Below are 24683 nucleotides of genomic sequence, written 5' to 3'. Positions count from 1 at the left end.
TCTGCAGACGTGATCATCGCTCGCTGTCGGCTCGTCAAAGGCAGTAGGTCGTGACCACCGTCGGCAACAGCGTCCAGACCGCCGCGATCAGTCCCACCCAGGCTGTGGCGCGGCTGACGAAGCGCACGAACGGCGAGGGCGAACTGAAGCGCGGGGCGTGAAGGGCCAGGATCAGACCCACCTGCAGCAGCACCGCCAGCCCATAGGCGCCCCCCATCAGCAGGCGCGGGACGGAGACCAGGCCGAAGACCGAACCGCCGATCCCGTGTCCGCAGATCAGCCCGTGCAGGCCGTACACCGCGCTGAAGCTGGCCAGCCAGACCAAAGGGGCGACCAGGATGCGCAGGATATCCTTCACGCCAGCAATCCCGGAAGATGGGCGACGACGAGGATCAGCGTCGAGGCGCCGGCCATGTAGTCGACCCAAAGGGCCACCACCGGGAATTCGGCCTGACGGCTGGGCGAGGTGAAGCCCCTGACGACGCGGGCGGTGAGGAAGGCGGCCATCAGGGCCGCCAGGACGGCGTGAAACAAGGCGTAGGATCCGAGCACCAGGAGCGTCGCTCCATAGGCGTGGTCGCCGGGCGTCGGGGCCCGCAGGACCACCCCGCCCGCCGCCGCCGCAACCCCCAGGGCGGCGACGAAGGTCAGGCCCAGCCAAGGCCGGGCGTCCTGGCCCTTTCGATTGGCCCGCGCGGCGCGTCGGATCGCCATCACGCCAAGCCCGGCCCCGATGACGCCCAGCGCCAGCTCCGGCGCCGACGACGTCAACCAGGCGGGCGGCGGCCAGGACGGGGCGACCGTCCACAGGAAGGCGAAGCCGAACAGCAGCGAGCCGAAGAAGGTCGCATTGGCCGTCAGCAGGAGGGCCGACCCCCACCAGCTGGGCGAACGGCTGACCTGGGTGGCGTTGGGCAGCGTCAGGCCGCGACCGATCGACCGAGGGGGCAGATCGGTCGTGCGTCCCAGCGACCAGGCCCAGCGCCACGCCAGGATCGTCACCCCGACCACCGCCAGCGGAACCGTCCAGTAGAACTTCAGCAACAGGGAGACGAAGAACACCCCGGTGACCGCCGCCATCAGGATCGGCAGGCGGGTGTTGGTCGGGTAGATGATGTGAAAGTCCGGCTTGCCGGTCGCAACCTCGACCGTCAGGCTTTCGCGCCACCCCTGTTCGGGTTCCGAGAGATAGCCTTCACCGCGTGCAAGGCGGAGCGTCAGCTCTGGATCGTCGGCGAGCGGCTGGCGGCTGTCGACATGGGGCAGGCTGGCGAAATTATACGCCGGCGGCGGCGTCATCATCGCCCACTCCAGGGTTCCGGCCTGCCAGGGGTCGCGACGGCTGCGTCGCGCGGTGAAGGCGTGGAGCACCAGATCGACGATCACCATGGCGATGCCGATGGCCAGCACGAAACTGCCGATCGACGAGATCAGGTTGACGGTCGTCCAGCCGTCCTCCGGCAGATAGGTCGAGATCCGCCGCCGCTGGCCCAGCAGACCGACCCAGTGCATGGCCAGGAAGGTGACATGGAAGCCGATGAAGACGAGGGCGAAGGCCAGCTCGCCCAGCCGGAAGAATCGCGCACGGCCGCTGACGTGCGGCATCCAGTAGTAGAGTCCGGCCAGGATCGGAAAGACGAAGCCGCCGAACAGGACGTAGTGGAGGTGGGCGGTGATGAAGGCGGTGTCGTGCGCCTGCCAGTCGAAGGGAACCACAGCGACCATGACCCCGGTCAGCCCTCCGATCACGAAGGTGAAGAAGAAGCCGAGCAGGTGCAGCATCGGCATGCGCAGACTGGGCCTGCCCTTCCACATGGTGCCGATCCAGGCGAACAGCTGGACCCCCGTCGGCACCGCCACCAGGGTCGAGGCGGCCGAGAAGAAGGCCAGCCCCATGTGCGGGATTCCCGTCGTGAACATGTGGTGGACCCAGATGCCGAAAGACAGGAAGGCCAGTCCCGTGGCCGAGGCCACGATCCAGCCGTAGCCCAGCAGGGTCGTGCGGCACATGACCGGCAGGATGGTCGAGATCACCCCCGCCGCCGGCAGGAAGATGATGTAGACCTCCGGGTGACCGAACAGCCAGAACAGGTGCTGCCACAACAGGCTGTCGCCGCCGAACTCGGCCTGGAAGAAGGGCAGTCCGAACGCCCGTTCCAGTTCCAGCAGGATCGAGCCCAGGATCAGCGGCGGAAAGCCGGTCAGGATCATCAGGGCGGTGACCAGGGCGTACCAGGCGAAGATCGGCATCTTGTCCAGCGACATGCCGGGGGCGCGGTATTTGAGGATCGAGACGGTGATCTCGACCGCCGCCGCAATGGCCGAAATCTCGACGAAGGTGATGCCGATCAGCCAGAAATCCGTGTTGATGCCCGGCGAGTAGATCGGCCCGGTCAGCGGGGGATACATGAACCACCCGCCGTCCGGCGCGATGCCTAGCACCATCGACACCAGCAGCATCGTCCCGCCGAAGACATAGCACCAGAAGCCGTAGGCGGAGAGGCGGGGAAAGGCGAGATCCCGCGTGCCCAGCATCTTGGGCAGCAGATACATGGCCAGCCCCTCGAACGTCGGGATGGCGAACAGGAACATCATGATGGTCCCGTGCATGGTGAAGATCTGGTTGTAGATCTCCGGCCCGGCGAAGGCCGAATGGGGCGTCGCCAGCTGGGCCCGGATCAGCATGGCGAGCACGCCGCCGACCAGGAAGAAGAAGAAGGACACGGCCAGGAACATCCGGCCGAGGTCAGTGTGGTTGACGGTCGAGAACAGGCCGCGAGCACCGGGCTCGGACGACCAGATTTCGGTCAGGCGGCGATGGCGCTGGAGCGTGTTCATGGCGTGCCGCTTCGGACGAAGCGCTCCCAGGAGGCGGGGGCGTGGGCGACCACGGTGAAGGCGAAATCGTCGTAGCCGACGCCGCTGAACTCGGCGCTTCGGCCGGCATAGACGCCGGGGGCGTCGGCCTCGATGCGCAGGATGTTCACATGGCCGGGAATGGCGTCGATCTTGCCGGCCAGGCGCGGCGCCCAGAAGCTGTGGATCACGTCCGTGGATGTGATCGCGACATCGACGGGCCGCCCGGCGGGAATGTGCAGCACATGGTCGGTCCTCAGCCCCGCAACATCGGCGTAGCTGAAGGCCCAGGCGGACCGGCGGGCCTCGGCGCCGACGCGGACGACATCCGCGCCCTGCCTGGGCAGCAATCGCTCCCCCGCCGCCAGCCCATAGGCGAGAAGGGCCAGCAGCACGACGACCGGAAAGGCTATGCCCAGCTTGATCACCCACAGGCGCTCGTGCCGCGTCTCGTCAACGGGGCCGCGCGCCCGGAACGCCAGCGCGACCAGGGCCATCACGAGGGCGAAGATGGCGACGGCCCCCATCAGCATCACCCACCAGATCTGGGCGATGGTGCGGGCGGCGGGGCCGGCCGGATCGACGGTCGACAGGGCCCCCTCGCAACCCGCCAGCGCCAGCGCCGTTGTCAGAACCACCATGGGACGCGGCAGGGACGGGAAATGACGGACAAGATCGAAGAGGAAGCCGAGGCCCTGATCGACCCGATTGCGGCCGCGCCCGGATTTTCCGCGACCGAGTCGCGCGTCGCGGTGTTCGGTCACCCGATTCATGCGATGAGCGTCGCCTTCCCCGTGGCCCTGACCTTCTGCACCCTGGGCGCGGACGCCCTGTACTGGTGGACGGGCGACGGCTTCTGGGCCCGGGCCGCCCTGTGGTCCGCCGGCACGGGTTTTCTGTTCGGCATGTTGGCGGGCGTTTCCGGCACGGCTGAACTTCTGATGGTGTCGGGCATCCGGGCGCGGGCTCCGGCCTGGACCCATTTCATCATCGCGGTGACCCTGCTGGCGCTGCTCGGGGCGAACTGGGGACATCGTCTCTATGGATATGAGGCGGCCGTGTTGCCTTACGGCATCCTGCTCTCGGCCCTGTGTGTCGGGGTGGTGGCGGTAACGGGCTGGCATGGCGGCAAACTCGTCTTCGACTATCGACTGGGCGTGTCGAACAAGAGCTGACCGCTCCGGGGTTCCGTCAGCCAGTCCGGCAGGACGACCCAGGCCAGCGTCGGCTTGGCCAACACTAGGGTGAGGATCATCAACATCGGCAAGAGAACCAGGGCGATCGGGATATAGGCCCGGGGCGGGGTGTGTTCGTCAGGGTCTTCGCCGATCCGCGCGAGGGTGTGGCCGATCCAGCCATGGGCCATCACCAGCATCGCGACGAACGCCAGTTTGGCGAACAGCCACGGCACATAGACCTCGCGCAGGAAGATCAGCCAGGTGCCGGCGATCACGGCGATGACGGCCGCCGGCGTGACGCACATCGTATAGGTCAGGTGCGAGGCGTTCCGGACGACGCGATAGTCTTCAATCGAGATGTTCGGGTCATGGCGCGTCAACATCAGCGGCAGGGCCAGCAGCCCTCCGCACCAGATCACCAGGGCGACGATATGGGCCGCCTTGAACAGCGGAACGGCGGGTATCAGCCAGTCGATCATGCGCGCGTCGCCTTCAGTCGCGACCAGCCTTGGCGCGCGATCCAGATGGTTGCGATCGCGTAGGGTATCCCCGCCGGCGCCCACATGATCAGCCCTCCCAGGGCCTGATCCTCAAGCGGGGTCATGCCCCAGGCCAGGGGCGCGAAGCTGTGCGCCGCGTAGAGGGACGTCGGGGCGAAGGTCAGCAGGGCGCCGAGCAGCCCCATCTGGGCGAAGGCGGCGATCACAAACCCGAGGCGATCCACGGGTGCGCCGTCCCCGGCCAGGACCGCCCGCCAGAACAGCACCGCGCTGCCGAGCAGCGAGATCTGCATCACCCAATAGACTGGGATGTTGGTCAGGGCGGCGTCATAGGCTGCGGGAATGTGCCAGATCCAGAGGACGGCGGTCGAGACCACGAAGGGAATCACGATTCCCCCCGGCCGTCGCGCCGGGACCGCCAAGGCCAGAAGCGGTGCGGCGACGGCGATGAGCAGGACGTGGTGCACGACCCGCGCTGAAAACAGGGCCGCCGACAGGGCGCAGAGCGGAGAGACGAAGGCGATCGCCAACACCGCCACGCCGGCCAGTCCGGCCCGGTCGCGCCGCAGGCCCACGCCCAGCGCGAACAGCGCGGCGAGAAGAATCGGGTCCAGATTCCAGCTCGTGGCGAGTTCGCCGGGAAGCGGCGCAGGACCGCAGTAAGTGGCGTGCATTCAGGGCGTTTCCCTGCCGATTGATGAGTATCTTGCGTCCGTGGCCCCGGCTTGTCTTCGCGGCCGTCAGATACCTAAGCCGTATCGGACAAGGATGTTCCGACCTCAGTGTTTCGGCGCGATCGGCGTCTCGCCACCCTTCAGGGCTCGGCTATGGTCAAAACCATACCGCGTGGTCGCCCGTGCCTTCCCGACTGAAACGCCGTGAAAGCGCACCCGTTCGATATCGGTCTGTGATCCGCTGCGCCCTCAAGGCGCCACCTGCAAAACTGCAGGGCCAAGTCGTGAAGAGATGGTGCCGGTTGCAGGAATCGAACCCGCGACATCCAGTTTACAAAACTGGCGCTCTACCAACTGAGCTAAACCGGCCCCGGTCTTGAGGACTGGCTGGCCTTATGCGGACGGATTCACGCCTGTGCAAGACGGATCCGCCACGCTCAGGCCAGTTCTGCGGCGATCCGGTCGGCCAGGGGCCTCAAGGCGGCGGCTTCGGCCATGGGCGCGTGGCCATGTCCCTTCATCGGCCGGTCGGCCCAGCGGGGGATGATATGGAAATGCAGGTGGAAGACGGTCTGGCCGCCGGCGTCGCCGTTGAACTGCATCACGGCGATCCCGTCGGGCTTCAGCGCCCTTTCGACCGCCATGGCCGTGCGTTGCAGGGCGGCCGTCAGCCGGGCCAGGATGTCCGGCTCGACCTCCAGCAGGTTCCGCGCCTGGGACTGTTTGGCGATGATCAGGACATGGCCTTCCGACTGGGGAAACACGTCCATGAAGGCCAGGACGTGGTCGTCCTCCCACACCTTCACCGAGGGGATCTCGCCGCGCAGGATCTTGGCGAAGATGTTGTCGGGGTCGTATTCGCCGTGAAGGCTCATGGCCGGTCTCCGTATCGTGTCGCGGTCTGGATCAGCGCCTTGATTAGCAGCCGGGGCGGGCGAGGGGGAGCCTTTGCCGGCATGCCGCGTTATGGTGACGCTTCCACATCATTGAGGACAACATGATCCGTTTCATCATCCAGGCCGTCGTCACCATGGCCGGCCTGTGGCTGTCGGCCCAGATCGTGCCGGGCGTCGACTTCACCAATAACGGCTCGCTGATCGCGGCGGCGATCATTCTGGGCCTGGTCAACGCGATCGTGCGGCCGATCATGGTGGTGCTGACCTTCCCGATCACGGTCGTCACCCTGGGTCTGTTCCTGCTGATCGTGAACGCGGCGATGATCGGCTTGACCGCCCTGTTCCTGAACGGCTTCGCCGTGGACGGCCTGTGGGCGGGAATCGGGGCGGCCATCGTCACCGGCGTGGTCAGCTGGATCGCCGGCGCCTTCATCGGCGGTGACGAAAAGCGCGGCTAAAGTCGGGAAAAGGCGCGACCTTCCGCGTCGAACAGATGGGCCTGGTCGGCGGGGACGTGCAGGGTCAGCGATTCGCCGACCCTGGCCGGAGCCCCGCCCGCCAGCTGGACCGTCAGGGTGTCCTGCGACGCCGGATGTTTCAGATGGGCCATGGTCGTCGCCCCCAGGGGCTCGACGAACAGGACCTCGGCGGTCAGCACGTCGCCCTCGGCCGACAGGCTCAGATGTTCGGGCCGGACGCCCAGGGTGATGCGGTCGCCGGCCTTGGCCGAGGCGGCGTCCACCGCCACGCGGATCGTCTCGCCTGCCGTCGTCCGCACCGTGGCCCCGGCGGCCGAGGCGGCGACCACCTCGCCCGCCAGCAGGTTCATGCGCGGACTGCCGATGAAGCCGGCGACGAACAGATTGGCCGGGCGCTGGTACAGGTCCATCGGCGCCCCGACCTGTTCGATCCGGCCGCCGTTCAGCACCACGATCCGGTCGGCCAGGGTCATGGCCTCGACCTGGTCGTGGGTCACATAGATCATCGTCGTCTTCAGCTCGGCGTGCAGGCGTGCGAACTCGTAGCGCATCCGCACCCGCAGGGCGGCGTCCAGGTTCGACAGCGGCTCGTCGAACAGGAAGACGTCGGGTTCGCGCACGATGGCGCGGCCGATGGCGACGCGCTGGCGCTGTCCGCCGGACATGGCCTTGGGCTTGCGGTCCAGATAGTCGGTGATGCTCAGGGCTTCGGCGGCGGCGCGTACGCGGCGATCGATCTCGGCTCTGTCCGTCTTGGCCAGTTTCAGCCCGAAGGCCATGTTTTCATAGGCCGTCATGTGCGGATACAGGGCGTAGGACTGAAACACCATGGCGATGCCCCGGTCGGACGGCGACAGGTCGTTGACCACCCGGTCGCCGATGGAGACCTGGCCCGTCGTCGCCTCTTCCAGCCCGGCGATGGTGCGCAACAGGGTGGACTTGCCGCAGCCGGACGGGCCGACGAAGACCACGAACTCGCCGTCGGCGATCTCTAGATCGACGCCCTTCAGCACCTCGACGGCGCCGAACGCCTTCTTCACGTCGACCAGACGGACGTTCGCCATGCTTCTTCCCTGAACCGCTTCCATTTTTCTCTACCGTAACCGGTTACATCGCTGGATCAATGGCTCGCGATATTCCAGAGCGTATGCAGAACCGCTAATTTGCAAATCTGCAAAATTACTCTTTCGCAAAATACACGCCCTCGCTAGAAGCCGCCGTCAAGTTTTGGGGAGCACAGACATGGCGCGGCGTAAAATCCTGATGGCGACGGCTTCGGTCGCCTGGCTGGCGGGCGTCTGTGCGGTTCAGGCGCAAGAGGGGCCGTCTCGCGTGGACGATATCGTCGTCACCGGATCGCGCATCGCCGGCGGCGACCGGATCGCGCCGGTCGAGACTTTGGAGCGGAACGTCATCGCGGCCGCCGGCGTCGCCGACGCTTCGCAACTGGTCCGCCTGATCACCGCCAACTCGGGCTCCGAGGCCCAGGTGGATCAGCTGAACCAGCCCCAGAGCTCGGGCACGGCCCAGTTCAATCTGCGCAATCTCGGCCTGGGTTCGACCCTGGTCCTGGTCGACGGCCAGCGCTGGACGACCAGCGCCGTGGTGGCGACCGACGGCTCGGCCTTCGTCGACATCAATTCGCTCGTTCCCATGATCGCCCTGCAGCGGGTCGAGGTGGCCAGGGACGGCGCCTCGGCCGTCTATGGCTCGGACGCCGTGGCCGGGGTGGTCAACTTCATCACCCGTCACAATGTGGCGGAGCCCGAGATCAGCGCCAAATACGCCGTGGCCGACGGATCGGAAGAGAGCGTGATCCAGGCCATCGGCGGTCTTGCGCTGCGGGGCGGCGACCTGACCCTGGCGGCCTCGCATTTCCACCGGTCGGCGCTCAGCACCGACGAGCGCGACTTCACCCAGGCGGACCGTTACGGCCGCGCGTCCTGGACCGCCGTGACCAGCTATGGCCAGCCGGGCTCCTATTACCGGCCCGGCACGGGGGCCTATGCGCCGGACCCGGTCTGCGACAATCCCGCCTTCGACGCCGCCTATCGCAACAGCGCCGGCGACGCCTTCTGCCGCCTCGACTATTCCGACTTCTTCGACCTGACGCCGGAGGAGACGCGCACCCAGGTCTTCGCCGACTATCGCCGTCCGGTCGGGGACATGAGCCTGTCGCTTCAGGCGGCCTGGTCGACCTCCGAAACCCGCGCCCGCCAGACGCCGTCGCTGCCCATCCTGGCTCAGTCCCTGACCGTGCCGGCCTCGCACCCCGACAATCCGTTCGGCGAGGACGTCCTGTTCCGGGGCCGGCTTCTGGGCGCAGAGGCCGGGGCTTCGACCGCCGTGTTCGAGTATGAGACCTGGCGCCTGGCCGCCGGTCTGGACGGTGACTTCGCCGGCGGCTGGACCTGGAGCCTGGCCGCGACCGCCAGCCGCCAGCATGTCGCCTATGACAAGCCGGACGTGATCGGCAGCGCGCTGCGGAACGCCCTGAATGGTCTGGGCGGCGCCGGCTGCGATGCGGCGACGGGGTCGCCGGGCGTCGGCGCCTGTCAGTATTTCAATCCCTTCGGCAGCGCCTATCTCGGGACCGGCACGGCCAACAGCGCCGAACTGATCGACAGCCTGACCGGCTCAACCGGTCTGCGCGGCGCGTCCGGCCTGACCACGGCCGACGCCTCGACCGGCGGCCAGGCCCTGGCCTGGGCCGGGGGGCGGGTCGATGTGGCCCTGGGCGCCCAGTATCGCCGCAGCGTTTTCCGTCATGACTGGAGCGATCTGGTCAACGCCGGCGAACTGCTGACCGCCGGGTTTTCGCCGGACTTCGAGGGCGACCAGCAAACCCTGGCCGGATTCGCCGAGGCCAGAATCCATCTGGGCGGCCGGATCGAGGCGCAATTGGCCGGGCGTTATGAGTCCTATGACGGCGATCAGGGGCGGTTCAGCCCCAAGGCGGCGGTCCGCTGGGACGTGACCGACGCCCTGGCGCTGCGCGCCTCGTGGGGGCAGGGGTTCCGCGCCCCGTCCGTCTACGCCCAGTCCGGCGCCCAGGCCTCTCAGCCGTCGGTGTTCGATCGGGGGGCGTTCGTCTTCGTCAACACCCTGACCTCGGGCGACGCCGACCTGAAACCCGAAAAGTCCGAGAGCCTGACCTTCGGCGCCCTGTGGCGTCCGATCGAGGGGCTGGAACTGGGCCTGGACGCCTGGCGCTTCGACTATGCCGACCAGGTGGTCAAGGAATCGGCCCAGGCGATCATCGATCAGGCGGCGGCCGATACGGCGGCGGGCCGCACCGGCACGGACGCCCAGTCGCGCATCACCCGTTCGGCCGGCGGCGCCTTGACCTTCGTCCAGCTCTATTTCGTCAACGCCTCTTCTATCGAGACGCAGGGGATCGACCTGGCGGCGCGTTACGGTGGCGAGCTGTGGGGCGGGCGGGCCTCGGCCTCGGCGACCTGGACCTATGTGGACCGTTACGACATCCGGCTCAGCGACGGCGCGGCCCAGGTGTCGGGCGTGGGCTCGACCAATCTGAACAATATCGGCCGGTCCCTGCCGCGCAATCGCGGCGAATTCGCCCTGTCCTGGAGCGGCGGCGATCACGCCCTGACCGGCCTGGTCCACTACACAGCCGGTTATCGTAACGACCGCAGTGGGATCAACGACACCACCATCGCCAGCCAGACCACCGTCGATCTGCTCTACACCCGCACGCTCGGCCTCGACCTCGACCTGGCCCTGGGCGTGGTCAATCTGGCGGACAAGGCGCCGCCCCTGGCCCAGTACGCCTTCGGCTACGACCCGGTCGTCGCCGATCCGCGTGGACGGGTGTTCAGCCTGGGCCTGACAAAACGATTCTGATCAGGGCGCGGGAGTCAGGCGGCCAGCGTGTGGGCGGGCGGCAGGGCGGCGCTCATCGCCTCGATCAGCATATGGATGTCCAGCGGCTTGGCGACGAAGCCGTCCAGACCGGCCTCGCGGCCCTGTTGGCGCACCGACGCGGAGACGTCGCCGGACAACAGGATCAGGGGCGTGCGCTGGCCGGGCGTCTCTTCGGCGCGAATTCGGCGGGCGGCCTCGAAGCCGTCGCAGAGCGGCATGCGCAGGTCCAGCAGCACCAGATCATAGGCGCCCTCACGCCAGGCGGCCACGGCCTGGTCGCCGTTTTCGACCACCGTCAGCTCGACGCCCAGACTGGGCAGGATGGCGGACAGAACCTGGCGATTCACGGCGTTGTCGTCGGCCGCCAGGACATGCAGGTCGGCCAGGCTTCTTGCGCTCTCGGGCTCGGTCGTGGCCGAACGCCCGCGTTGCAGCGGAAGCTCCAGGGTGAAGCAGGAGCCCTGACCGAGCGCGCTGGTGACGGTTATGTCGCCCCCCATCATCCGCGCCAGCGAGCGCGAGATCGACAGACCCAGGCCGGTGCCGCCATGCGTATGCGCGGTTTCGGCGCTGGCCTGCGCATAGGGTGAGAACAGGCGGTCCAGGGTGGCTTCATTCATGCCCATGCCGCTGTCACGCACGGCGATCCGAAGCAGGCCTGCGCTCGGGACGTCGACGGACAAGGCCACTTCGCCCTGATCGGTGAACTTCACGGCGTTCGAGATCAGATTGGCCAGGATCTGGCCGATCCGCACCTTGTCCCCGATCCAATCGCCTGCCGCTTCGGGCGCGATGTCGATCCGCAGCAGCACGCCCTTCTTGCGCGCCGTCTCGCCGAAGGCGGTCTCCATGCGCGCGAGCAGACGCATCAGGTCGAAGTCGGCCTCCAGCAACTCCAGGCGTCCTGCCTCGATCTTCGACGCGTCCAGCAGATCATTGAGCAGGGCCGTCAGGGTTTCTCCCGATTCAAGCGCGACCTCGAGCCGTTCCTTCTGGGTCGCCGCCATCGGCTCGGCCGCCATGGCCTGCAACATGCCCAGCATGCCGTTCAGCGGCGTGCGGATCTCGTGGCTGACGACGGCCAGGGTTCGCGTCTTGGCCTTGGCGAAGGCCACGGCTTCGCGTTCACGTCGCGCCGAGGCGCGGACGGCCCAAAGACCCAGGCTCGCCCCGAACCCCAGCGCCGCCAGGCCGACACCGCCGACGACGATCCGTGCGGTCGTATAGGCGCGATCACGCGCCTCCTCGCGTTCCTGGGTCGCCAAGGCCTCTTCCGCACGAAGATCGTCCAGCAATTGGCGCACCTCCTCCATCGCGACTCGACCGCGCTCCGCCAGGGCGGGATCGGCGATCTGGCTTTGGGGACGGGCCAGCTGAGGGCTTGCATAGACGGAACGCCAGCGGTTCAGCCCCTCACGCAGGGCGTCCAGTCGGGCGGTCTGCTGCGGACTGTCGCTCGACAGACGGTAGAGAGTCTGCAGTTCTTCGCTGAACTTCGCCTGGCCTGCAAAATAGGGTTCGAGCGCAGCCGGTTCGCCCCTGCTTTCGCCGTATCCCCTGACGCCGGTTTCCTGGTCCAGGCTGGACGCCAGAAGATCGGCCGCCGCGGTTTCGACGACCCGGGTGTGGTTAACCGCACGGTCTGCGGCCTCTATGGTGGAAAGGTTCCCGAACACCACGACGATCATGGCGGCCATCATCGCCGTCATCGTCGCCATCATGGAGACTGCGGACAGCGCCGCCCTGGTCCTCATCAAGGCCAGGACACGTTTTGAAGCGGCGCGGATCGACATGGGAAACCGTGTTCTGGCGGGGCGATGAGTATTGGGTCCCCGCTCATGAACAGCGGGTTTCCAGGCTTGTCAGGAGGACTATCTACAGGCACAGCGGCCGCCCCAAGGAAAAGGACCGCCCATGACCGTCGTCCTCTACGGCATTCCCAACTGCGACACCGTCAAGAAGGCCCGCGTCTGGCTGGACCAGCACGGCGTCGATTATGTCTTTCACGACTACAAGAAGGCGGGCGTCGACCCGGTCCAACTGGGCCAGTGGATCGACGAACACGGCTGGGAGACGGTGCTGAACCGCGCCGGCACGACCTTCAGGAAACTGCCCGAGGCCGACCGGGCGGACATCGATCGGGACAAGGCCGTCGCCCTGATGACGGCCCAGCCCTCGATGATCAAGCGGCCGGTCCTGGATCTGGGGGACCGGCGCCTGGTCGGCTTCAAGCCCGAAGCCTACGCCGCCGTCTTCGAATAGGGGCGGGGGCCGTCAGCCTTCGACGTCGGTCGCCGGGCGGTCGTGTCCGTCGGCGCTTTCCGTGACCCAGCGGCCGTCGGCGGTTTCGTATTCGATGGCGGCGTTCTCGTCCGGCACCTTCTGTTCGCGCGCGGCCCGGACCGCAGCGGCCTTGGCGGCCTCGTGGGTGGCGAAGGTCTCGGAATAGGTGCCCCCGGACTGGTAGGCCCATCCGCCGTCGTGCTCGACGATGCGATAGGTGACGTGGGCCATGGGAATCTCCTTCAGGGGGTCAGGCCATGACGTTAGCCCGAACCGCGCGCCGCAGGAACATCAGTTGCTCCGCCACCTTCTTGTCGGGCCCGATCCTGTCGTTCGACAAATAGTGAAAGACGCCGCATCCAATGGCCGGGTCGGCGACGACTACCCCTTGAAAGCGTGAGGCGATGGGCGTTTCGCGGGAGATTGAGACAATGGCTGATCTGATCCGTGAATTCTGGTGGGTCCTGTTCCCGATGTCGGCATTCGGTTTTGTGGGGTGGACCCAGTGGCTGAACTATCGTCGTCAGAAGGGGGTGCTGGATGTGATCCGAGCTTACGCGGAAAAGGGGCAGGAGCCGCCGCGAGAGATCATGGACGCCCTGGCCGCAGCCTCGACCGGCGCGCCGTCCGGGCGGCAGAGCGTGAAACAGGGCACGGCCGCCCACTACTGGTCGCTGGTCGGTCTGTTCGGTTTTCTCTGCGCCGGCTTCGTCTGGGCGGGATGGGGCGGACGGATGGACGGGGGGAGCGGCGCCTTCTCGATCGTGGCCCTTGTCATGGGGGCGGTATGCGTCTGGTCGCTGGTCTGTGCGATAGTCTTGCAGATGCGCGGGAACCACGATTGATCGAGCGAAGGTCGTGACCGACGCCGACCTTGTCCATGCCGCCAGCAGCGGCTCAGACGTCGCCTTTTCACGGATCGTCGAACGCCATCAAGGCGCGGTTCGAAACTTTCTGCGGCGATTGCTGGCTGGCGGCTGGGCCGACGCGGACGACGTGGCTCAGGACGTCTTCATCGTCGCCTGGCGTGAGATCGGTCGACTTGAGGATCCGGCCGGTCTGCGCGCCTGGTTGCTGGGCATCGCCTGGCGCAGAGCGCAGGATGGAACCCGCGCCGCCTTTCGGCGCGCAGTGCGTGACGGGGCCTGGTCTCAGAGTCGGGACGCATCTAACGGCGGCTCGGCGGAGGATCGCATCGCCCTGGCCCAGGCGATGGCCAGGTTGCCGCCGCCTGTCAGAGCCTGCGTCGCTCTGTGTGTTGCGGATGGTTGGTCCCATGCCGAAGCCGCCCTGGCTTTGGACTTGCCGATAGGCACGGTGAAGTCGCATGTATCGCGGGGCCGCGCCCGTTTGCTCTCGATGCTCGGAGGTGGTGATGACGCCTGAAAAAGACCTCGAAGCCCTGTTCGCCCTGGACGCCGCGCCCCGGAGGGATCCTGCTTTTGAAGCGATGATCGCAAAACGGATCGCTCGCCGTCGCTCCGTCGCCGCCGTGGGGGCTGCGGCGCCGCTTGCCGTGGCTGGAGGGGCCCTGCTCTGGGGACTGCGGCCTGTCTGGTCGGGTCTGGTCGAAGGCGCGGTCATGCCCGAACCGGAGGGGGCGGTGTTGGCCGCCGCGGTCCTGGCTCTAGGTTCAGCATTGGCGGTGGTCAGACAGGTCCTGCGCGGCTGAGCCCGGCCACCTTACGAAGATTTCACGTCGGGCCGCGCATCCGTACGCGCATCCCGCAGCCTCTTGTGATCAGAAGGCCGCCGCATCAGGCTGTCGCATCGGATCAAAAGGGCCCACGCCATGGAAGACTTCATCCCGCTGTTCGCCATATTCGCCGTCTTCGGCACCATCACGGCCATCGTCTTCGGTCCGACATTCCTGAAATATCGCGAGAAGCGCGACATTCAGGAGACCGTTCGTCATGCGGTGGACAAGGGACAGCAACTGCCGCCCGAGTTGATCGACGTCCTGACCAAGGACGTGCAGAAAAGTCTCCCCTCGCGCACCAAGGATATCCGTCGTGGCATCATCTGGCTGGCGACGGGCATAGGCATTGCAGCATTCGGCGTCGTCAGTGATCTCGGCGGCAATGACTGGAACGGCGGGATGCAGAATCCTCTGCTGGGCGTCTCCTGCATACCGATCACCATCGGCCTCGCCTTCATCGTCCTCAGCTTTTTCAACAAGCACGCGGACTGACGGCCGCGATCGGGGAAAGACGCCATGAGGCCGTCATTGCTGCGCGATCTCCACGACGTCGAGCTGGCCGCCCAGGCGGCGGCCGGCGGACGGCGGGAGTATGGCGAACTGGTCCGTCGGCACGGGTCGGCGGTCCGGGGGCTGCTGCGCCGCATGGGCGCGGCGCCGTCCCTGGCCGACGACGTGGCCCAGGACGCCTTCCTGCAAGGCTTCCAGCGCTGCTCGGAGTTCCGGGGGCAGGGGACCTTCGCCGGCTGGATCAAGAAGATCGCCGCCCGCCTGTATCTGAAGCGCGTTGCGCGCGAGGCCCGCTATGTCCCGGAAGTCGAGACCGACCAGGCTGACGTCGTGGTCGATCACGCCGGCTTCATGGACCTGGACGAGGCGATGAAGACGCTCAACGAAACCGAGCGGGTCTGCGTCTCCCTGTGCCACGGCGCAGGAATGTCCCACCCCGAAATCGCGGCGGCCATGAATTTGCCGCTCGGCACGGTGAAGTCTCATGTCAAACGTGGTCTGGATAAACTCCGCGCCCGGCTTCAGCCGGCGCAGGCATCAGGCGGGAGGTCGACCCATGTCGGCTGATGAATTCGATCCGATGATCGAGCGGCTGTTCGCGCAGAGCCCGCGACTGGCCGACGAGGCCCTGTTTCTGGCGACCGTCCAGGCCAGTATGGAGAAACGGTCGCGCTGGCGCACCCTGGCCCTGACGGGGGCCGGCCTGGTCGGCGGCGTCCTGGCGGTGCGCGAGGGGGTGAATTTCAACTTCTCTGCGGACGGAGAGACGACTCTGACGCAGGGCGTGCGGACGGCGGCGGCGACGGCTCAGGGCGCGGCCCAATCTGGGCTGGAGGGCTTGGGTGTCGGATCGTTCGATCTGATGGACGGGTCGGGCATGATGGCCTTCTGGATCGTGGCTGGAGCCCTCGTCGCCGTGCTGGCGGCGGGCCTGGTGAAACTGTCTCAGGACGTGTGAGGGTGACTTGCGGGATCGCGGGGCTTATCTGACCCGACTTGAAGTCAGGAGCCTCTCGATGTCCGTTCACACCCAGGAGACGATCAAGCGCGTCTCCGTGCCTGATATCGCTGGCCGCAAGGGCGGCGAGCCCATCGTCTGCCTGACCGCCTATGACGCCCCGATGGCGGGATTGCTGGATCCGCACTGCGACGTGCTGCTGGTGGGCGACAGCCTTGGCATGGCGGTCCATGGCCTGCCGAACACCGTCGGCGTGACGCTGGAGATGATGATCCTGCACGGCCAGGCGGTGGTGCGGGGATCGCGTCGGGCCCTGGTCGTGGTCGACATGCCCTTCGGCTCGTATGAGGGCGGCAAGGAAGTCGCCTACGACAACTGCGTGCGGGTGATGAAGGAGACCGGCGCCCAGGCGGTGAAGCTGGAGACCAGCGTCGAACTGGCCGAGATCGTCGCCTTCCTGGTCAAGCGCGGCATCCCGGTCATGGGCCATGTGGGACTGCGGCCTCAGGCGATTTTGGCCGAGGGCGGGTTCAAGGCCAAGGGACGCACCGATTTTGAACGCGACCGTGTCATGGCGGAAGCAAAGGCCACGGCCGAGGCCGGCGCCTTCTGCATCGTCATCGAGGGCGTGGCCGAATCGCTGGCGCGCGAGATCACCGAGAGCATCGACGTCCCCACCATCGGCATCGGCGCCTCGGCCGCCTGCGACGGCCAGGTTCTGGTGGTCAACGACATGCTGGGACTGTTCGACTGGACCCCGAAATTCGTGCGCAAATACGCGGATCTGCGCACCGAGATCGACCGCGCGGCGGCCGCTTTCGCCAATGATGTGAAAACCCGCCGTTTTCCTGCCGAAGTCGAGACCTACTTCTCGAAAAAGCCGGCTTCGCAGTAACGGGCTACGTTGCGGCGGCAAGGGCGAACCTCTAGGGTCCGCGCCGGTTTGCTTTTAGCGATTTTGGGGCGACGTTTCAGTGGTTGATGTCTTCGAGCAGGTCGAGGAGGAGCTTCGCTCCGACCGGTACAAGCGCCTGGCCCGCACCTGGCTGCCCGTCGTGGGCGTCATTCTTGTGGTCGCCCTGGTCGCCGCCCTGGGCTGGTGGGGCTGGGACAGCCTGAATTCGAGCAAGGCCGCCAAGGGCGCCGAGGCCTATGATCGCGGCATGGAGGCCCTGCGCGCCGAAAAGCCCGCCGAGGCCCGTCTCGCCTTCGAGGAGACGGTCAAGGAAGGCAACGACGCCTACAAGGTCCTGGCCCTGCAGCAGCAGGCCGGCCTGGCCGTGACCGCCGACAAGATCCCTGACGCCGTCCGCCTGTTCGACCAGGCCGCCAAGACCTCCAGCGATCCGATCCTGTCGGACCCGGCGGCGTTCAAGGCGGCCCTGCTGATCATGGACACCGCGCCCCTGGCCGACATCGAGGCTCGCCTGACGCCCCTGGCCGAAGACAAGCGCCCGCTGCACGCCTTCGCCCAGGAAGCCCTGGCCCTGGCCCGCCTGCAGCACGGCAAGACCAAGGAAGCCCGCGAGGCCTTCGTCCTGCTGCAACTGGGACAGGACGTGCCGGACCCGATCCGTCAGCGCGCCAACATCGCTGTCGCCACGATCGACGCCGGCACGGCGGGGGCGCTCAAGAGCATCGCCGATGCGGCCAAGAACGCGGCTCCGCCGGCCGCCGGCGCCGCCAATGCGCCCACTCCCACCGCCCCGGCCCAACAGTGACGACCCCCTACAGGACGCCCAAGATGAACCGAGTTCTGAAAGTCGCGCTGATCTGCGGCGTCGCCGCCACCATGGCCTCATGCGGGACGGTCAGCCGTAACCTGCCGTTCGGCCTGGGCAAGAAGGACGACGCCAAGGCGACCGCCTCGGCCGGCGAACGCATCTCGGTGCTCGAGTTCGAACAGCAGCTGGCGCCGTCGGCCGCCCTGTCCGGCCGCGACTACTTCCTGCCGGGACCCCAGGCCGCCACGGCCTGGACCCAGCCGGGCGGGACGTCGGAAAACCTGGTCGAACACGTCATCGCGGCCCCCAATTTCCAGATCGCCTGGAAGCGCAGCGTGGGCGAGGGCTCGGCCCGCGTCGGCAATGTCATGGCGCCCATCGTCGCCGCCGACGGCAAGATCTTCGTGCTGGACGGCGAATCGACCGTCTCGGCCGTCTCGGCCGACAGCGGCGACATCCTGTGGAAGGTCAACGTCAAGGACGCCGAGCGTGACCGCAGCGGCGGCTTCGGCGGCGGCGTCGCCTTCGCCGGCGGCAAGGTCTTCGTCTCGTCCGGCTATCGCTCGGTGACGGCCCTGGACGCCGCCACCGGCGCCGTGGTCTGGACCCAGCAGGTCGATTCCCCGATCCACGGCGCCCCGACGGTCGTCGGCGCCCACGTCTTCGTCGTCGATGTGGACAGCCAACTGTTCGCCTTCGACGTCAACAGCGGCGCCCAGGACTGGACCTATCGCGGCATCGCCGAGCCGGCGCGCGTCATGCGCGCCTCCAGCCCGGCCGTGACCGGAAACACCGTCATCGCGCCGTTCTCGTCGGGCCAGCTGGTCGCGCTCAGCGCCCTGAACGGCCAGCCGCTGTGGGAACAGACCCTGTCGCGCACCAGCCGCACCAGCGCCCTGTCGGAAGTCCGCGACGTCGCCGGCCGCCCCGTCATCAGCCGGGGCATGGTCTATGGCGTCAGCCATTCGGGCGTTCTTTCGGCCCTGGACCTGCGCTCGGGTCAGCCCAAGTGGCAGCTGCCGGTCACCGGCGTGAACGCCCCCCTTCCGGTCGGCGACGTGGTCTTCATCGTCTCCACCTCGGGCGAACTGATCACCGCGAATCGCGACACGGGCCAGATTTACTGGACCCGCGAACTGAACGAGGGGCGCAAGCGCAAGGTCGGCGGGTTCCTCAACTTCGGCCGTCGGACCATCTATCCCCAATGGTCGGGTCCGTTGCTGGCTTCCAACCGCCTGGTGATGGTCAACTCCTACGGCGAGGCCGTGGCCTTTGATCCCAAGACGGGCGTCGCCCAGACGACGCTGAAACTGGGCGCCCCCGCCTATATCGCCCCCGCCGCTTACAACGGCGCCCTGTACGTGCTGACCGACAACGGCCAGCTGATCTGCATTCGCTGACTCTTCAGCCCGAATTAAGCTAGAAAGCCGAAATGGCTCTGAAGGTCGCGATTGTCGGCCGCCCCAATGTGGGCAAATCGACACTGTTCAACCGCCTCGTCGGCAAGCGCCTCGCGCTTGTCGATGATCGCCCCGGCGTGACCCGCGACCGGCGCTACGCCGACGGCAATATCGGCGACATGGACCTGACGCTGATCGACACGGCGGGCTACGAGGACGTCACCGACGACAGCCTGGAAGCCCGGATGCGCGAGCAGACCGAGGCCGCGCTGGAAGACGCCGAACTGGTCATGTTCATGATGGACGCCCGCGAAGGCGTCACCTCGCTGGACCGAATCTTCGCCGAGCGCCTGCGCAAGGTGCACAAGCCCATCATCCTGCTGGCCAACAAGTCCGAGAGCCGCGAGAGCGGCGGCGGCGTCGGCGAGGCGCACGCCCTGGGCTTCGGCGAACCCGTCGCCATCTCGGCCGAGCATGGCGAAGGCATGGCCGACCTGTACAAGGCCATCCGCACGGCGTCCGAAGACATCTTCATCGAAGAGATCGACGAGCCGGACAAGCCGATCCGCATCGCCGTGATCGGTCGTCCGAACGCCGGTAAGTCCACTCTGATCAACCGCCTGATCGGCGACGACCGCCTGCTGACCGGACCGGAAGCGGGCATCACCCGCGACTCCATCTCGGTCGACTGGACGTTCGAGGGCAAGAACATCCGGCTGGTCGATACGGCCGGCATGCGTCGCAAGGCGCGGGTGCAGGAGAAGCTGGAGAAGCTGTCGGTCGCCGACACCATCCGCGCCATCACCTTCGCCGAAGTCGTCATCCTGATGATGGACAAGGACGACGCCTTCGACACCCAGGACCTGCAGCTGGCGGACCTGGTCGAGCGCGAAGGCCGCGCCCTGGTCTATGTCGCGTCCAAATGGGATCTGGAAGACGAGCCCCAGGCCCGCATGGCCAAGCTGAAGGGCATGGCCGAGGACAAGCTGCCGCAACTGAAGGGCTCGCCCTTCGTGGCCCTGTCCTCGCACTCGGGCCGGGGCGTCGAACGCCTGATGCCGGCCGTGCTCCAGGCCTATGACACCTGGTCGGTCAAGGTGAAGACCAAGGACCTGAACACCTGGCTGTCCATGGCCACCCAGCGGCATCCGCCCCCCGCCGTGGACGGCAAGCGGATCAAGCCGAAATACATCGCCCAGACCAAGGCCCGTCCGCCCACCTTCGTGCTGATGGCCAACCGCGCCGAGTCGATGCCCGAGCATTACAAGCGCTATCTGGTCAACTCGATCCGCGAGAGCTTCGACCTGCCGGGCACGCCGATCCGGCTGAACGTCAAGTCCAGCGGCATGAACCCCTATGCCGAGGGCGGCGCCAAGTCCGGACCGGAACGCTACAAGGGCGACGCCAAGACCGCGCCGCGCCGCATCAAGAAGGCCGAGAAGGAAGAGGCCCTGTCCAAGCTGCCCGGCAAGGCGCTGGAACAGAAGAAGACCCGCAAGGCCCAGCCCAAGGTCCTGGGCGGCCTGAAGTCCAGCGCGTCCAAGAAGGCCGGCTCGTCGGTGGCGGTCCAGAAGGGCGCCCGCGGCGGCGCCCGCCAGGTCTCGCGCTCCGGGCGTATCCGCACCGGCCAAAAGGGCGGCGCCAAGAAGTGAGCCTGTGATGCAGGTCGCGCCCGTCCTTCCCGACCGGCCGACCTCGCGCTGGCTGATTCTGGACGGGCAGGGGCGGGTGCTGCTGTTCCGCTTCGTCTACGCCGATGGACCGATCGCAGGCACGGCCTTCTGGGCCACGCCCGGCGGCGGCTGCGAACCGGGCGAGACCTATGCCGACGCCGCGCGTCGCGAACTGTTCGAGGAGACCGGCCTGATCGTCGCCGATCCCGGGCCGGAAGTCGCCCGCCGCGTCGTCGATTTCCGCCTGCCCGACGGCCGCCTGTCCCATGTGGACCAGCGCTTCTTCCTGCTGCGCACCGAACCCTTCGAGCCCTCGCCGACCGGCTGGACCGAGGAAGAACGTCGCGTCCTGATCGAGCATCGCTGGTGGACGACGGCCCAAATTGCGGCGTCGGAAGATACGATCTGGCCGGACGATCTGCCCGAAATCCTCTCTACGTTGTAATGCTCCGCCTACGCCGTTTCGCGAGCGATTTTCGCTTGCAATTAAACTTCTTGCCACGTCGTAAAAAGCAGCGCTTGGGTTTTTGCTCCACTGGAGCGCGTCATGACAACGACCCAAATTTTCGATCTTCAAGCGGTTCAAAAGGTGCGCAAGGGCGCCGTCCTGATCGCCCTGCTGGCGCTTGTCGGCCTGACCATGGTGTCACAGTCCGCTTCCGGTCTGGACAGCCCCATGCACGAAGGGATCGAGGCCGTGGGTCTGGCCGCCATCGTCTTCGCCATTGTCGGCCGCGCCTGGTGTTCGCTCTATATCGGCGGGCGCAAGAAGGCCGAGATCGTGTCGCGCGGCCCGTATTCGATCAGCCGCAATCCGCTCTACATCTTCAGCTTCTTCGGCGCCTTCGGCATCGGCGCCCAGAGCGGCAGCCTGACCCTGGCGGTGCTGTTCACCCTCGCGTCCCTAGCGGTCTTCTATCTGACCGTTCGCCGCGAAGAGGCCTGGCTGGGCGCGACCTTCGGCGCCGCCTACGCCGCCTACAAGGCCCGCACGCCGCGCTTCCTGCCCAACTTCGCCCTGTGGCGTGACGAGGCCGAACTGTCGATCCGCCCGTCCTTCTTCCTGACCACCATCCGCGACGGCCTGGTCTTCCTTCTGGCCATCCCCCTGTTCGAGGCCATCGACCTGGCCCAGGCCGAAGGCTGGCTGAAAGTGCTGGCGCACCTGCCCTAGGCGGCTCGGATTCCGGCCAAACCCTCGACCGCCAGGGTCTCGCGCATCCGCGCCGCGTCCCGGCCGGGCGGCAGACCGAACTGGCGGGCGTATTCGCGGCTGAACTGGGACGGGCTGTCGTAGCCGACCGCGAAACCCGTCTCAGCCGCCCCGTCGGCGCCGCTCAGCAGGCGGGTGCGGGCTTGTTGCAGCCGCACCTGCTTTTGGAACTGCAACGGGCTCATGGTCGTCACCGTCCGGAAATGCCGGTGGAAGGTCGACAGGCTCATCCCGGCCAGGTCCGACAGGGCCTCCAGCCGCATCGGCTCGGCGTAGTGGGCGCGGATCCAGTTGATGGCGCGGCTGACGCCCGACAGGCGGCTTTCGGCCGAGCCGATCTGGCGCACCGTCGCGGCGTGCCGGCTGTGCAGCAGCCGCCACACCAGTTCCCGCTCGATCATCGGCGTCATCACCGCGATCTCGTGCGGCCGGTCCAGCAGACGCAGCAGGCGCGCCATCGGTTCCAGCAGTTCGTCCTCCAGCTGTGTCACATGGATGCCGGACGGCGGCGACGGGTCCGAGGCGGCGGGGGCGCCGATCTCCACCATCAGGCCGGCGATCGTCGTCGGGTTCAGGTCGAAGCTCAGGGCGCGGTACGGCGCTTCGATGATGCTGCCGCAGACCGGCAGTTCCGCCGACACCACCAGGCAGTCGCCGGCCCGATAGGAATAGACGGTCTCGCCGAGGATCGTCTGTTTGCCGCCGGACACCACTAGGCACAGCATGGGTTCATAGCCGACCGACACCATCCGCGTCGGCGCGTCGCTGCCATACAGGCGCAGGCCCGGCACGGCCGAGCGCGACAGGTCGGGCGGCGCATGGCGCGCGACGGTGGCGCTCATTTCGGGCAAGAGGCTCATGTCCATATCCAACGCCTGTGGTGGCGCCCGCGCAAGCGGCGGTGCGCGCTTTGACAGGATCGTGCAAGACTTCGCCTGGATCGCCCTAACGCCTGGAAGGCGAAGGCGCGTCTTCTCCGTCCCGTCAGACAGAGGAGACATCTCATGACCACCCCATCCCGGAAGACCTGGTTCGTCACCGGCGCCGCCCGCGGCCTGGGCGCCGCCATCGCCCGCGCCGCTCTGGACGCCGACGACCGGGTCGTCGTCGCCGGCCGCAACCGCGACGCCCTGGTCGAGGCCTTCGGTCCCGACAGCGACACGGTCCTGTCCGTGACGCTCGACGTCACCGACGCCGCAACCATCGCCGCCGCCGTCGAGGCGACGGTCGCCCGCTTCGGCCGCATCGACGTCCTGGTCAACAACGCCGGCTACGGCCACCTCGGCCTGTTCGAGGAGACCCGGCCCCAGGACGCCCGCACCCAGTTCGACACCAATGTCTTCGGCCTGTTCGACATGACCCGCGCCGTCCTGCCGGTCATGCGGGCCCAGCGGTCGGGCCATGTGTTCAACATCTCGTCGATCGGCGGCCTGCGGGGCGGCGAGAGCGGTTCGATCTATTGCGCGTCCAAGTTCGCCGTCGAAGGCTTCACCGAGTCGGTCGCCGCCGAGGTCAGGCCGTTCGGTGTCCGCATGACCATTGTCGAGCCGGGCTTCTTCCGCACCGACTTCCTCGATGCGACCTCGGTCCGTTTCGCCGACAGTCCCATCGCCGACTACGCCGAGGCCTCGGCCGCCCTTCGCGCCTTCTATGAGGGGCGCAACCAGAACCAGGCCGGCGATCCCGCCAAGTTGGGGCTGGCGCTCGTGACTTTGGCGACTTCGGAAAACCCGCCCCTCCGCTGGTCGGCGGGCGCCGACGCCGTCGCCGTGGTCGAGGGCAAGGCCGCCGACCTTCTCAGCGAACTCAACGCCTGGCGGGACCTGTCGGCCTCGACCGACGGAAGCTTCGCCTTCCGCGCGGAACCGGGGCTGGACACCGCCTGGAGCTGATCAGACCAGGGCCTCCGTCGTCGGCGCGTCCCGCCAGTCGCGGAACTGCACCGTCAGCGGCGGCGTCATGTCGCCGCGCGCCAGCTCGACCATCAGCGGGCCGATCTCGGACGGGTGGGGCAGGGTCTGCGGATCCTCGCCGGGGAAGGCCTGGGCGCGCAGGGCGGTGCGCATCCGGCCGGGATCGACGATGCTGACGCGGATCGGGGTGCTCTCCACCTCGTCCGCCCAGGCCTTGACCAGGGCCTCGGCCCCGGCCTTGGTCGCGGCGTACATGCCCCAGAAGGCGCGCGGCGAGGTGGCGACGCTGGAGGTGAGGTGGATGGCCCGCCCGGCGTCGGAGGCCCGCAGCAGCGGCTCCAGCGAGCGGATCATCCGATAGACGGCAGTGAAATTGACCTTCTCGACCTTGGCGAATTCACGCGGGTCGGCATGGGCCACCGGCGTCAGGCCCGACGGCCCCATGGTGGCGGCGGCGTTGACCCAGACGTCCAGCTTCTTGAACCGTTCGAAGATGGCCCCGCCCAGTCGGTCGATTCCGCCGCCATCGACCAGGTCGAACGGAACCAGGGTCGCGTGCTGGCCGGTGGCGGCGAAGACGGCGTCGTCCAGTTCCTCAAGCCCGCCCTGCGTCCGGGCTGTGGCCACCACGTGGGCGCCGGCCTTCGCCAGGGCCAGGGCGCTCTCATAGCCGATGCCACGCGAAGCCCCGACGACGAGGGCGATACGGTCTTTGAGGGGCAGGTCTGACATAGCCCTGCTTAGCCCGCGTGGGCGGCGGTCGCCAAGCGGGATCAGGCAGAAGGCGACCAGAGGCTTAAGCTGACGCCCTGATCGTCAACGACCACGACATTGCGTCCCGA

29 protein-coding genes and 1 tRNA gene are annotated in these 24683 nt (G+C 67.4%); 18 read left to right on the top strand and 12 right to left on the bottom strand.

The window, feature by feature from the left end; genetic code table 11:
* Positions 1–34: 34 nt before the first annotated feature.
* Genes AC07NC_RS06405 through AC07NC_RS06395 form a run of 3 tightly spaced genes read right to left on the bottom strand, consistent with a single transcriptional unit; the run spans position 35 to position 3497 of the window.
* Entirely contained in the window at positions 35–358 is a 324-nt protein-coding gene (locus AC07NC_RS06405) for a hypothetical protein (RefSeq protein ID WP_494568975.1), read from the bottom strand.
* Complete coding sequence (gene ctaD, locus AC07NC_RS06400) at positions 355–2838, bottom strand: cytochrome c oxidase subunit I (protein ID WP_494568974.1); 2484 nt, start codon at positions 2836–2838, stop codon at positions 355–357. Before ctaD ends, AC07NC_RS06405 begins: the two co-directional genes overlap by 4 nt.
* Positions 2835–3497, bottom strand: a complete 663-nt coding sequence (locus AC07NC_RS06395) for a cytochrome c oxidase subunit II (RefSeq protein WP_494568973.1) — start codon at positions 3495–3497, stop codon at positions 2835–2837. The genes ctaD and AC07NC_RS06395 overlap by 4 nt, the downstream gene beginning before the upstream one ends.
* 21 nt (positions 3498–3518) lie before the next feature.
* Here AC07NC_RS06395 and AC07NC_RS06390 point away from each other — a divergent pair, with 21 nt between their 5' ends.
* On the top strand, positions 3519–4031 hold the full coding sequence (locus AC07NC_RS06390) for a DUF2231 domain-containing protein (protein WP_287927109.1): 513 nt from the start codon (positions 3519–3521) through the stop codon (positions 4029–4031).
* Here AC07NC_RS06390 and AC07NC_RS06385 read toward each other — a convergent pair.
* The 4 genes from AC07NC_RS06385 to AC07NC_RS06370 form a co-directional block, all read right to left on the bottom strand.
* Positions 4001–4513: a CopD family protein gene (locus AC07NC_RS06385; RefSeq protein WP_494568972.1), complete on the bottom strand. Its 513-nt coding sequence runs from the start codon at positions 4511–4513 to the stop codon at positions 4001–4003. The two genes, AC07NC_RS06390 and AC07NC_RS06385, sit on opposite strands and share 31 nt — an antisense overlap.
* Positions 4510–5208: a cytochrome c oxidase assembly protein gene (locus AC07NC_RS06380; RefSeq protein WP_292147548.1), complete on the bottom strand. Its 699-nt coding sequence runs from the start codon at positions 5206–5208 to the stop codon at positions 4510–4512. Before AC07NC_RS06380 ends, AC07NC_RS06385 begins: the two co-directional genes overlap by 4 nt.
* Before the next feature lie 293 nt (positions 5209–5501).
* Positions 5502–5577, bottom strand: a tRNA-Thr gene (locus tag AC07NC_RS06375).
* Between the two features lie 68 nt (positions 5578–5645).
* Positions 5646–6083, bottom strand: a complete 438-nt coding sequence (locus tag AC07NC_RS06370) for an HIT family protein (protein ID WP_494568971.1) — start codon at positions 6081–6083, stop codon at positions 5646–5648.
* Positions 6084–6205: 122 nt separating this feature from the next.
* On the opposite strand from AC07NC_RS06370, the gene AC07NC_RS06365 reads away from it, so the two are divergent.
* Positions 6206–6562, top strand: coding sequence for a phage holin family protein (locus AC07NC_RS06365; protein WP_008260563.1), 357 nt, complete (start codon positions 6206–6208; stop codon positions 6560–6562).
* On the opposite strand, the gene AC07NC_RS06360 is transcribed toward AC07NC_RS06365, so the two are convergent.
* Positions 6559–7647 (bottom strand): ABC transporter ATP-binding protein, encoded by a 1089-nt coding sequence (locus tag AC07NC_RS06360; protein ID WP_494568970.1) that lies wholly within the window; start codon positions 7645–7647, stop codon positions 6559–6561. The two genes, AC07NC_RS06365 and AC07NC_RS06360, sit on opposite strands and share 4 nt — an antisense overlap.
* Before the next feature lie 178 nt (positions 7648–7825).
* Here AC07NC_RS06360 and AC07NC_RS06355 point away from each other — a divergent pair, with 178 nt between their 5' ends.
* The gene (locus AC07NC_RS06355) at positions 7826–10447 is read left to right on the top strand and encodes a TonB-dependent receptor domain-containing protein (protein ID WP_494568969.1); all 2622 of its coding nucleotides are present in this window, start codon (positions 7826–7828) and stop codon (positions 10445–10447) included.
* A 14-nt stretch (positions 10448–10461) separates the two neighbouring features.
* Here AC07NC_RS06355 and AC07NC_RS06350 read toward each other — a convergent pair whose 3' ends face one another.
* Positions 10462–12165: an ATP-binding protein gene (locus AC07NC_RS06350; RefSeq protein ID WP_494568968.1), complete on the bottom strand. Its 1704-nt coding sequence runs from the start codon at positions 12163–12165 to the stop codon at positions 10462–10464.
* Here AC07NC_RS06350 and AC07NC_RS06345 point away from each other — a divergent pair.
* Positions 12155–12289: a hypothetical protein gene (locus AC07NC_RS06345; protein WP_255343239.1), complete on the top strand. Its 135-nt coding sequence runs from the start codon at positions 12155–12157 to the stop codon at positions 12287–12289. The genes AC07NC_RS06350 and AC07NC_RS06345 overlap by 11 nt on opposite strands.
* A gap of 93 nt (positions 12290–12382) precedes the next feature.
* Positions 12383–12730, top strand: coding sequence for an ArsC family reductase (locus AC07NC_RS06340; protein ID WP_492073819.1), 348 nt, complete (start codon positions 12383–12385; stop codon positions 12728–12730).
* 12 nt (positions 12731–12742) lie between these two features.
* Here the strand turns inward: AC07NC_RS06340 and AC07NC_RS06335 are convergent, their stop codons facing one another.
* Positions 12743–12982 (bottom strand): DUF2188 domain-containing protein, encoded by a 240-nt coding sequence (locus tag AC07NC_RS06335; RefSeq protein ID WP_494568967.1) that lies wholly within the window; start codon positions 12980–12982, stop codon positions 12743–12745.
* Positions 12983–13182: 200 nt separating this feature from the next.
* On the opposite strand from AC07NC_RS06335, the gene AC07NC_RS06330 reads away from it, so the two are divergent.
* From AC07NC_RS06330 to AC07NC_RS06275, 12 genes are all read left to right on the top strand, one after another.
* Complete coding sequence (locus AC07NC_RS06330) at positions 13183–13596, top strand: hypothetical protein (protein ID WP_494568966.1); 414 nt, start codon at positions 13183–13185, stop codon at positions 13594–13596.
* Positions 13597–13609: 13 nt separating this feature from the next.
* On the top strand, positions 13610–14137 hold the full coding sequence (locus AC07NC_RS06325) for an RNA polymerase sigma factor (protein ID WP_494568965.1): 528 nt from the start codon (positions 13610–13612) through the stop codon (positions 14135–14137).
* A complete protein-coding gene (locus tag AC07NC_RS06320) occupies positions 14127–14423 on the top strand; it encodes a hypothetical protein (RefSeq protein WP_494568964.1) in 297 nt (98 codons plus the stop codon). Before AC07NC_RS06325 ends, AC07NC_RS06320 begins: the two co-directional genes overlap by 11 nt.
* A gap of 120 nt (positions 14424–14543) precedes the next feature.
* Positions 14544–14942 carry a DUF6249 domain-containing protein gene (locus AC07NC_RS06315; protein WP_494568963.1) on the top strand — a complete coding sequence of 133 codons (399 nt, stop codon included), beginning with the start codon at positions 14544–14546 and terminating at the stop codon, positions 14940–14942.
* A 24-nt stretch (positions 14943–14966) separates the two neighbouring features.
* A complete protein-coding gene (locus tag AC07NC_RS06310) occupies positions 14967–15527 on the top strand; it encodes an RNA polymerase sigma factor (protein WP_494568962.1) in 561 nt (186 codons plus the stop codon).
* On the top strand, positions 15517–15918 hold the full coding sequence (locus AC07NC_RS06305; protein ID WP_292147561.1) for a hypothetical protein: 402 nt from the start codon (positions 15517–15519) through the stop codon (positions 15916–15918). Before AC07NC_RS06310 ends, AC07NC_RS06305 begins: the two co-directional genes overlap by 11 nt.
* Positions 15919–15976: 58 nt before the next feature.
* Complete coding sequence (gene panB, locus AC07NC_RS06300; RefSeq protein ID WP_494568961.1) at positions 15977–16813, top strand: 3-methyl-2-oxobutanoate hydroxymethyltransferase; 837 nt, start codon at positions 15977–15979, stop codon at positions 16811–16813.
* A gap of 79 nt (positions 16814–16892) precedes the next feature.
* Positions 16893–17639 (top strand): tetratricopeptide repeat protein, encoded by a 747-nt coding sequence (locus AC07NC_RS06295; RefSeq protein ID WP_494568960.1) that lies wholly within the window; start codon positions 16893–16895, stop codon positions 17637–17639.
* 23 nt (positions 17640–17662) lie between these two features.
* The gene (locus AC07NC_RS06290; RefSeq protein WP_035307407.1) at positions 17663–19042 is read left to right on the top strand and encodes a PQQ-binding-like beta-propeller repeat protein; all 1380 of its coding nucleotides are present in this window, start codon (positions 17663–17665) and stop codon (positions 19040–19042) included.
* Positions 19043–19074: 32 nt separating this feature from the next.
* A complete protein-coding gene (gene der, locus AC07NC_RS06285) occupies positions 19075–20694 on the top strand; it encodes a ribosome biogenesis GTPase Der (RefSeq protein ID WP_494568959.1) in 1620 nt (539 codons plus the stop codon).
* A gap of 7 nt (positions 20695–20701) precedes the next feature.
* On the top strand, positions 20702–21160 hold the full coding sequence (locus AC07NC_RS06280) for an NUDIX hydrolase (protein ID WP_008261740.1): 459 nt from the start codon (positions 20702–20704) through the stop codon (positions 21158–21160).
* A gap of 102 nt (positions 21161–21262) precedes the next feature.
* Positions 21263–21889: a methyltransferase family protein gene (locus tag AC07NC_RS06275; protein WP_492073830.1), complete on the top strand. Its 627-nt coding sequence runs from the start codon at positions 21263–21265 to the stop codon at positions 21887–21889.
* Here AC07NC_RS06275 and AC07NC_RS06270 read toward each other — a convergent pair.
* A complete protein-coding gene (locus AC07NC_RS06270) occupies positions 21886–22788 on the bottom strand; it encodes an AraC family transcriptional regulator (protein ID WP_494568958.1) in 903 nt (300 codons plus the stop codon). The two genes, AC07NC_RS06275 and AC07NC_RS06270, sit on opposite strands and share 4 nt — an antisense overlap.
* A 144-nt stretch (positions 22789–22932) precedes the next feature.
* On the opposite strand from AC07NC_RS06270, the gene AC07NC_RS06265 reads away from it, so the two are divergent.
* On the top strand, positions 22933–23820 hold the full coding sequence (locus AC07NC_RS06265) for an oxidoreductase (RefSeq protein WP_494568957.1): 888 nt from the start codon (positions 22933–22935) through the stop codon (positions 23818–23820).
* On the opposite strand, the gene AC07NC_RS06260 is transcribed toward AC07NC_RS06265, so the two are convergent.
* Positions 23821–24573 (bottom strand): SDR family NAD(P)-dependent oxidoreductase, encoded by a 753-nt coding sequence (locus AC07NC_RS06260; RefSeq protein WP_494568956.1) that lies wholly within the window; start codon positions 24571–24573, stop codon positions 23821–23823. It abuts the gene before it with no gap.
* Between the last annotated feature and the right edge of the window lie 110 nt (positions 24574–24683).

This window comes from Brevundimonas sp. GW821-FHT10A07, assembly GCF_059415785.1.
This window is presented reverse-complemented; position numbering and strand designations above follow the sequence as displayed.

What these genes read in the sequence shown, in the direction of transcription:
- AC07NC_RS06350 (WP_494568968.1), bottom strand. Translation starts at nt 12,165, where the DNA reads ATGGCCGCCATGATCGTCGTGGTGTTCGGGAACCTTTCCACCATAGAG.
- AC07NC_RS06380 (WP_292147548.1), bottom strand. Translation starts at nt 5,208, where the DNA reads ATGCACGCCACTTACTGCGGTCCTGCGCCGCTTCCCGGCGAACTCGCC.
- AC07NC_RS06290 (WP_035307407.1), top strand. Translation starts at nt 17,663, where the DNA reads ATGAACCGAGTTCTGAAAGTCGCGCTGATCTGCGGCGTCGCCGCCACC.
- AC07NC_RS06275 (WP_492073830.1), top strand. Translation starts at nt 21,263, where the DNA reads ATGACAACGACCCAAATTTTCGATCTTCAAGCGGTTCAAAAGGTGCGC.
- AC07NC_RS06315 (WP_494568963.1), top strand. Translation starts at nt 14,544, where the DNA reads ATGGAAGACTTCATCCCGCTGTTCGCCATATTCGCCGTCTTCGGCACC.
- AC07NC_RS06270 (WP_494568958.1), bottom strand. Translation starts at nt 22,788, where the DNA reads ATGAGCCTCTTGCCCGAAATGAGCGCCACCGTCGCGCGCCATGCGCCG.
- AC07NC_RS06335 (WP_494568967.1), bottom strand. Translation starts at nt 12,982, where the DNA reads ATGGCCCACGTCACCTATCGCATCGTCGAGCACGACGGCGGATGGGCC.
- AC07NC_RS06360 (WP_494568970.1), bottom strand. Translation starts at nt 7,647, where the DNA reads ATGGCGAACGTCCGTCTGGTCGACGTGAAGAAGGCGTTCGGCGCCGTC.
- AC07NC_RS06310 (WP_494568962.1), top strand. Translation starts at nt 14,967, where the DNA reads ATGAGGCCGTCATTGCTGCGCGATCTCCACGACGTCGAGCTGGCCGCC.
- AC07NC_RS06355 (WP_494568969.1), top strand. Translation starts at nt 7,826, where the DNA reads ATGGCGCGGCGTAAAATCCTGATGGCGACGGCTTCGGTCGCCTGGCTG.
- AC07NC_RS06395 (WP_494568973.1), bottom strand. Translation starts at nt 3,497, where the DNA reads ATGGTGGTTCTGACAACGGCGCTGGCGCTGGCGGGTTGCGAGGGGGCC.
- AC07NC_RS06265 (WP_494568957.1), top strand. Translation starts at nt 22,933, where the DNA reads ATGACCACCCCATCCCGGAAGACCTGGTTCGTCACCGGCGCCGCCCGC.
- panB (WP_494568961.1), top strand. Translation starts at nt 15,977, where the DNA reads ATGTCCGTTCACACCCAGGAGACGATCAAGCGCGTCTCCGTGCCTGAT.
- AC07NC_RS06320 (WP_494568964.1), top strand. Translation starts at nt 14,127, where the DNA reads ATGACGCCTGAAAAAGACCTCGAAGCCCTGTTCGCCCTGGACGCCGCG.
- AC07NC_RS06370 (WP_494568971.1), bottom strand. Translation starts at nt 6,083, where the DNA reads ATGAGCCTTCACGGCGAATACGACCCCGACAACATCTTCGCCAAGATC.
- AC07NC_RS06280 (WP_008261740.1), top strand. Translation starts at nt 20,702, where the DNA reads ATGCAGGTCGCGCCCGTCCTTCCCGACCGGCCGACCTCGCGCTGGCTG.
- AC07NC_RS06260 (WP_494568956.1), bottom strand. Translation starts at nt 24,573, where the DNA reads ATGTCAGACCTGCCCCTCAAAGACCGTATCGCCCTCGTCGTCGGGGCT.
- AC07NC_RS06390 (WP_287927109.1), top strand. Translation starts at nt 3,519, where the DNA reads ATGACGGACAAGATCGAAGAGGAAGCCGAGGCCCTGATCGACCCGATT.
- AC07NC_RS06330 (WP_494568966.1), top strand. Translation starts at nt 13,183, where the DNA reads ATGGCTGATCTGATCCGTGAATTCTGGTGGGTCCTGTTCCCGATGTCG.
- AC07NC_RS06305 (WP_292147561.1), top strand. Translation starts at nt 15,517, where the DNA reads ATGTCGGCTGATGAATTCGATCCGATGATCGAGCGGCTGTTCGCGCAG.
- AC07NC_RS06340 (WP_492073819.1), top strand. Translation starts at nt 12,383, where the DNA reads ATGACCGTCGTCCTCTACGGCATTCCCAACTGCGACACCGTCAAGAAG.
- AC07NC_RS06345 (WP_255343239.1), top strand. Translation starts at nt 12,155, where the DNA reads ATGGCGGCCATCATCGCCGTCATCGTCGCCATCATGGAGACTGCGGAC.
- der (WP_494568959.1), top strand. Translation starts at nt 19,075, where the DNA reads ATGGCTCTGAAGGTCGCGATTGTCGGCCGCCCCAATGTGGGCAAATCG.
- AC07NC_RS06365 (WP_008260563.1), top strand. Translation starts at nt 6,206, where the DNA reads ATGATCCGTTTCATCATCCAGGCCGTCGTCACCATGGCCGGCCTGTGG.
- ctaD (WP_494568974.1), bottom strand. Translation starts at nt 2,838, where the DNA reads ATGAACACGCTCCAGCGCCATCGCCGCCTGACCGAAATCTGGTCGTCC.
- AC07NC_RS06385 (WP_494568972.1), bottom strand. Translation starts at nt 4,513, where the DNA reads ATGATCGACTGGCTGATACCCGCCGTTCCGCTGTTCAAGGCGGCCCAT.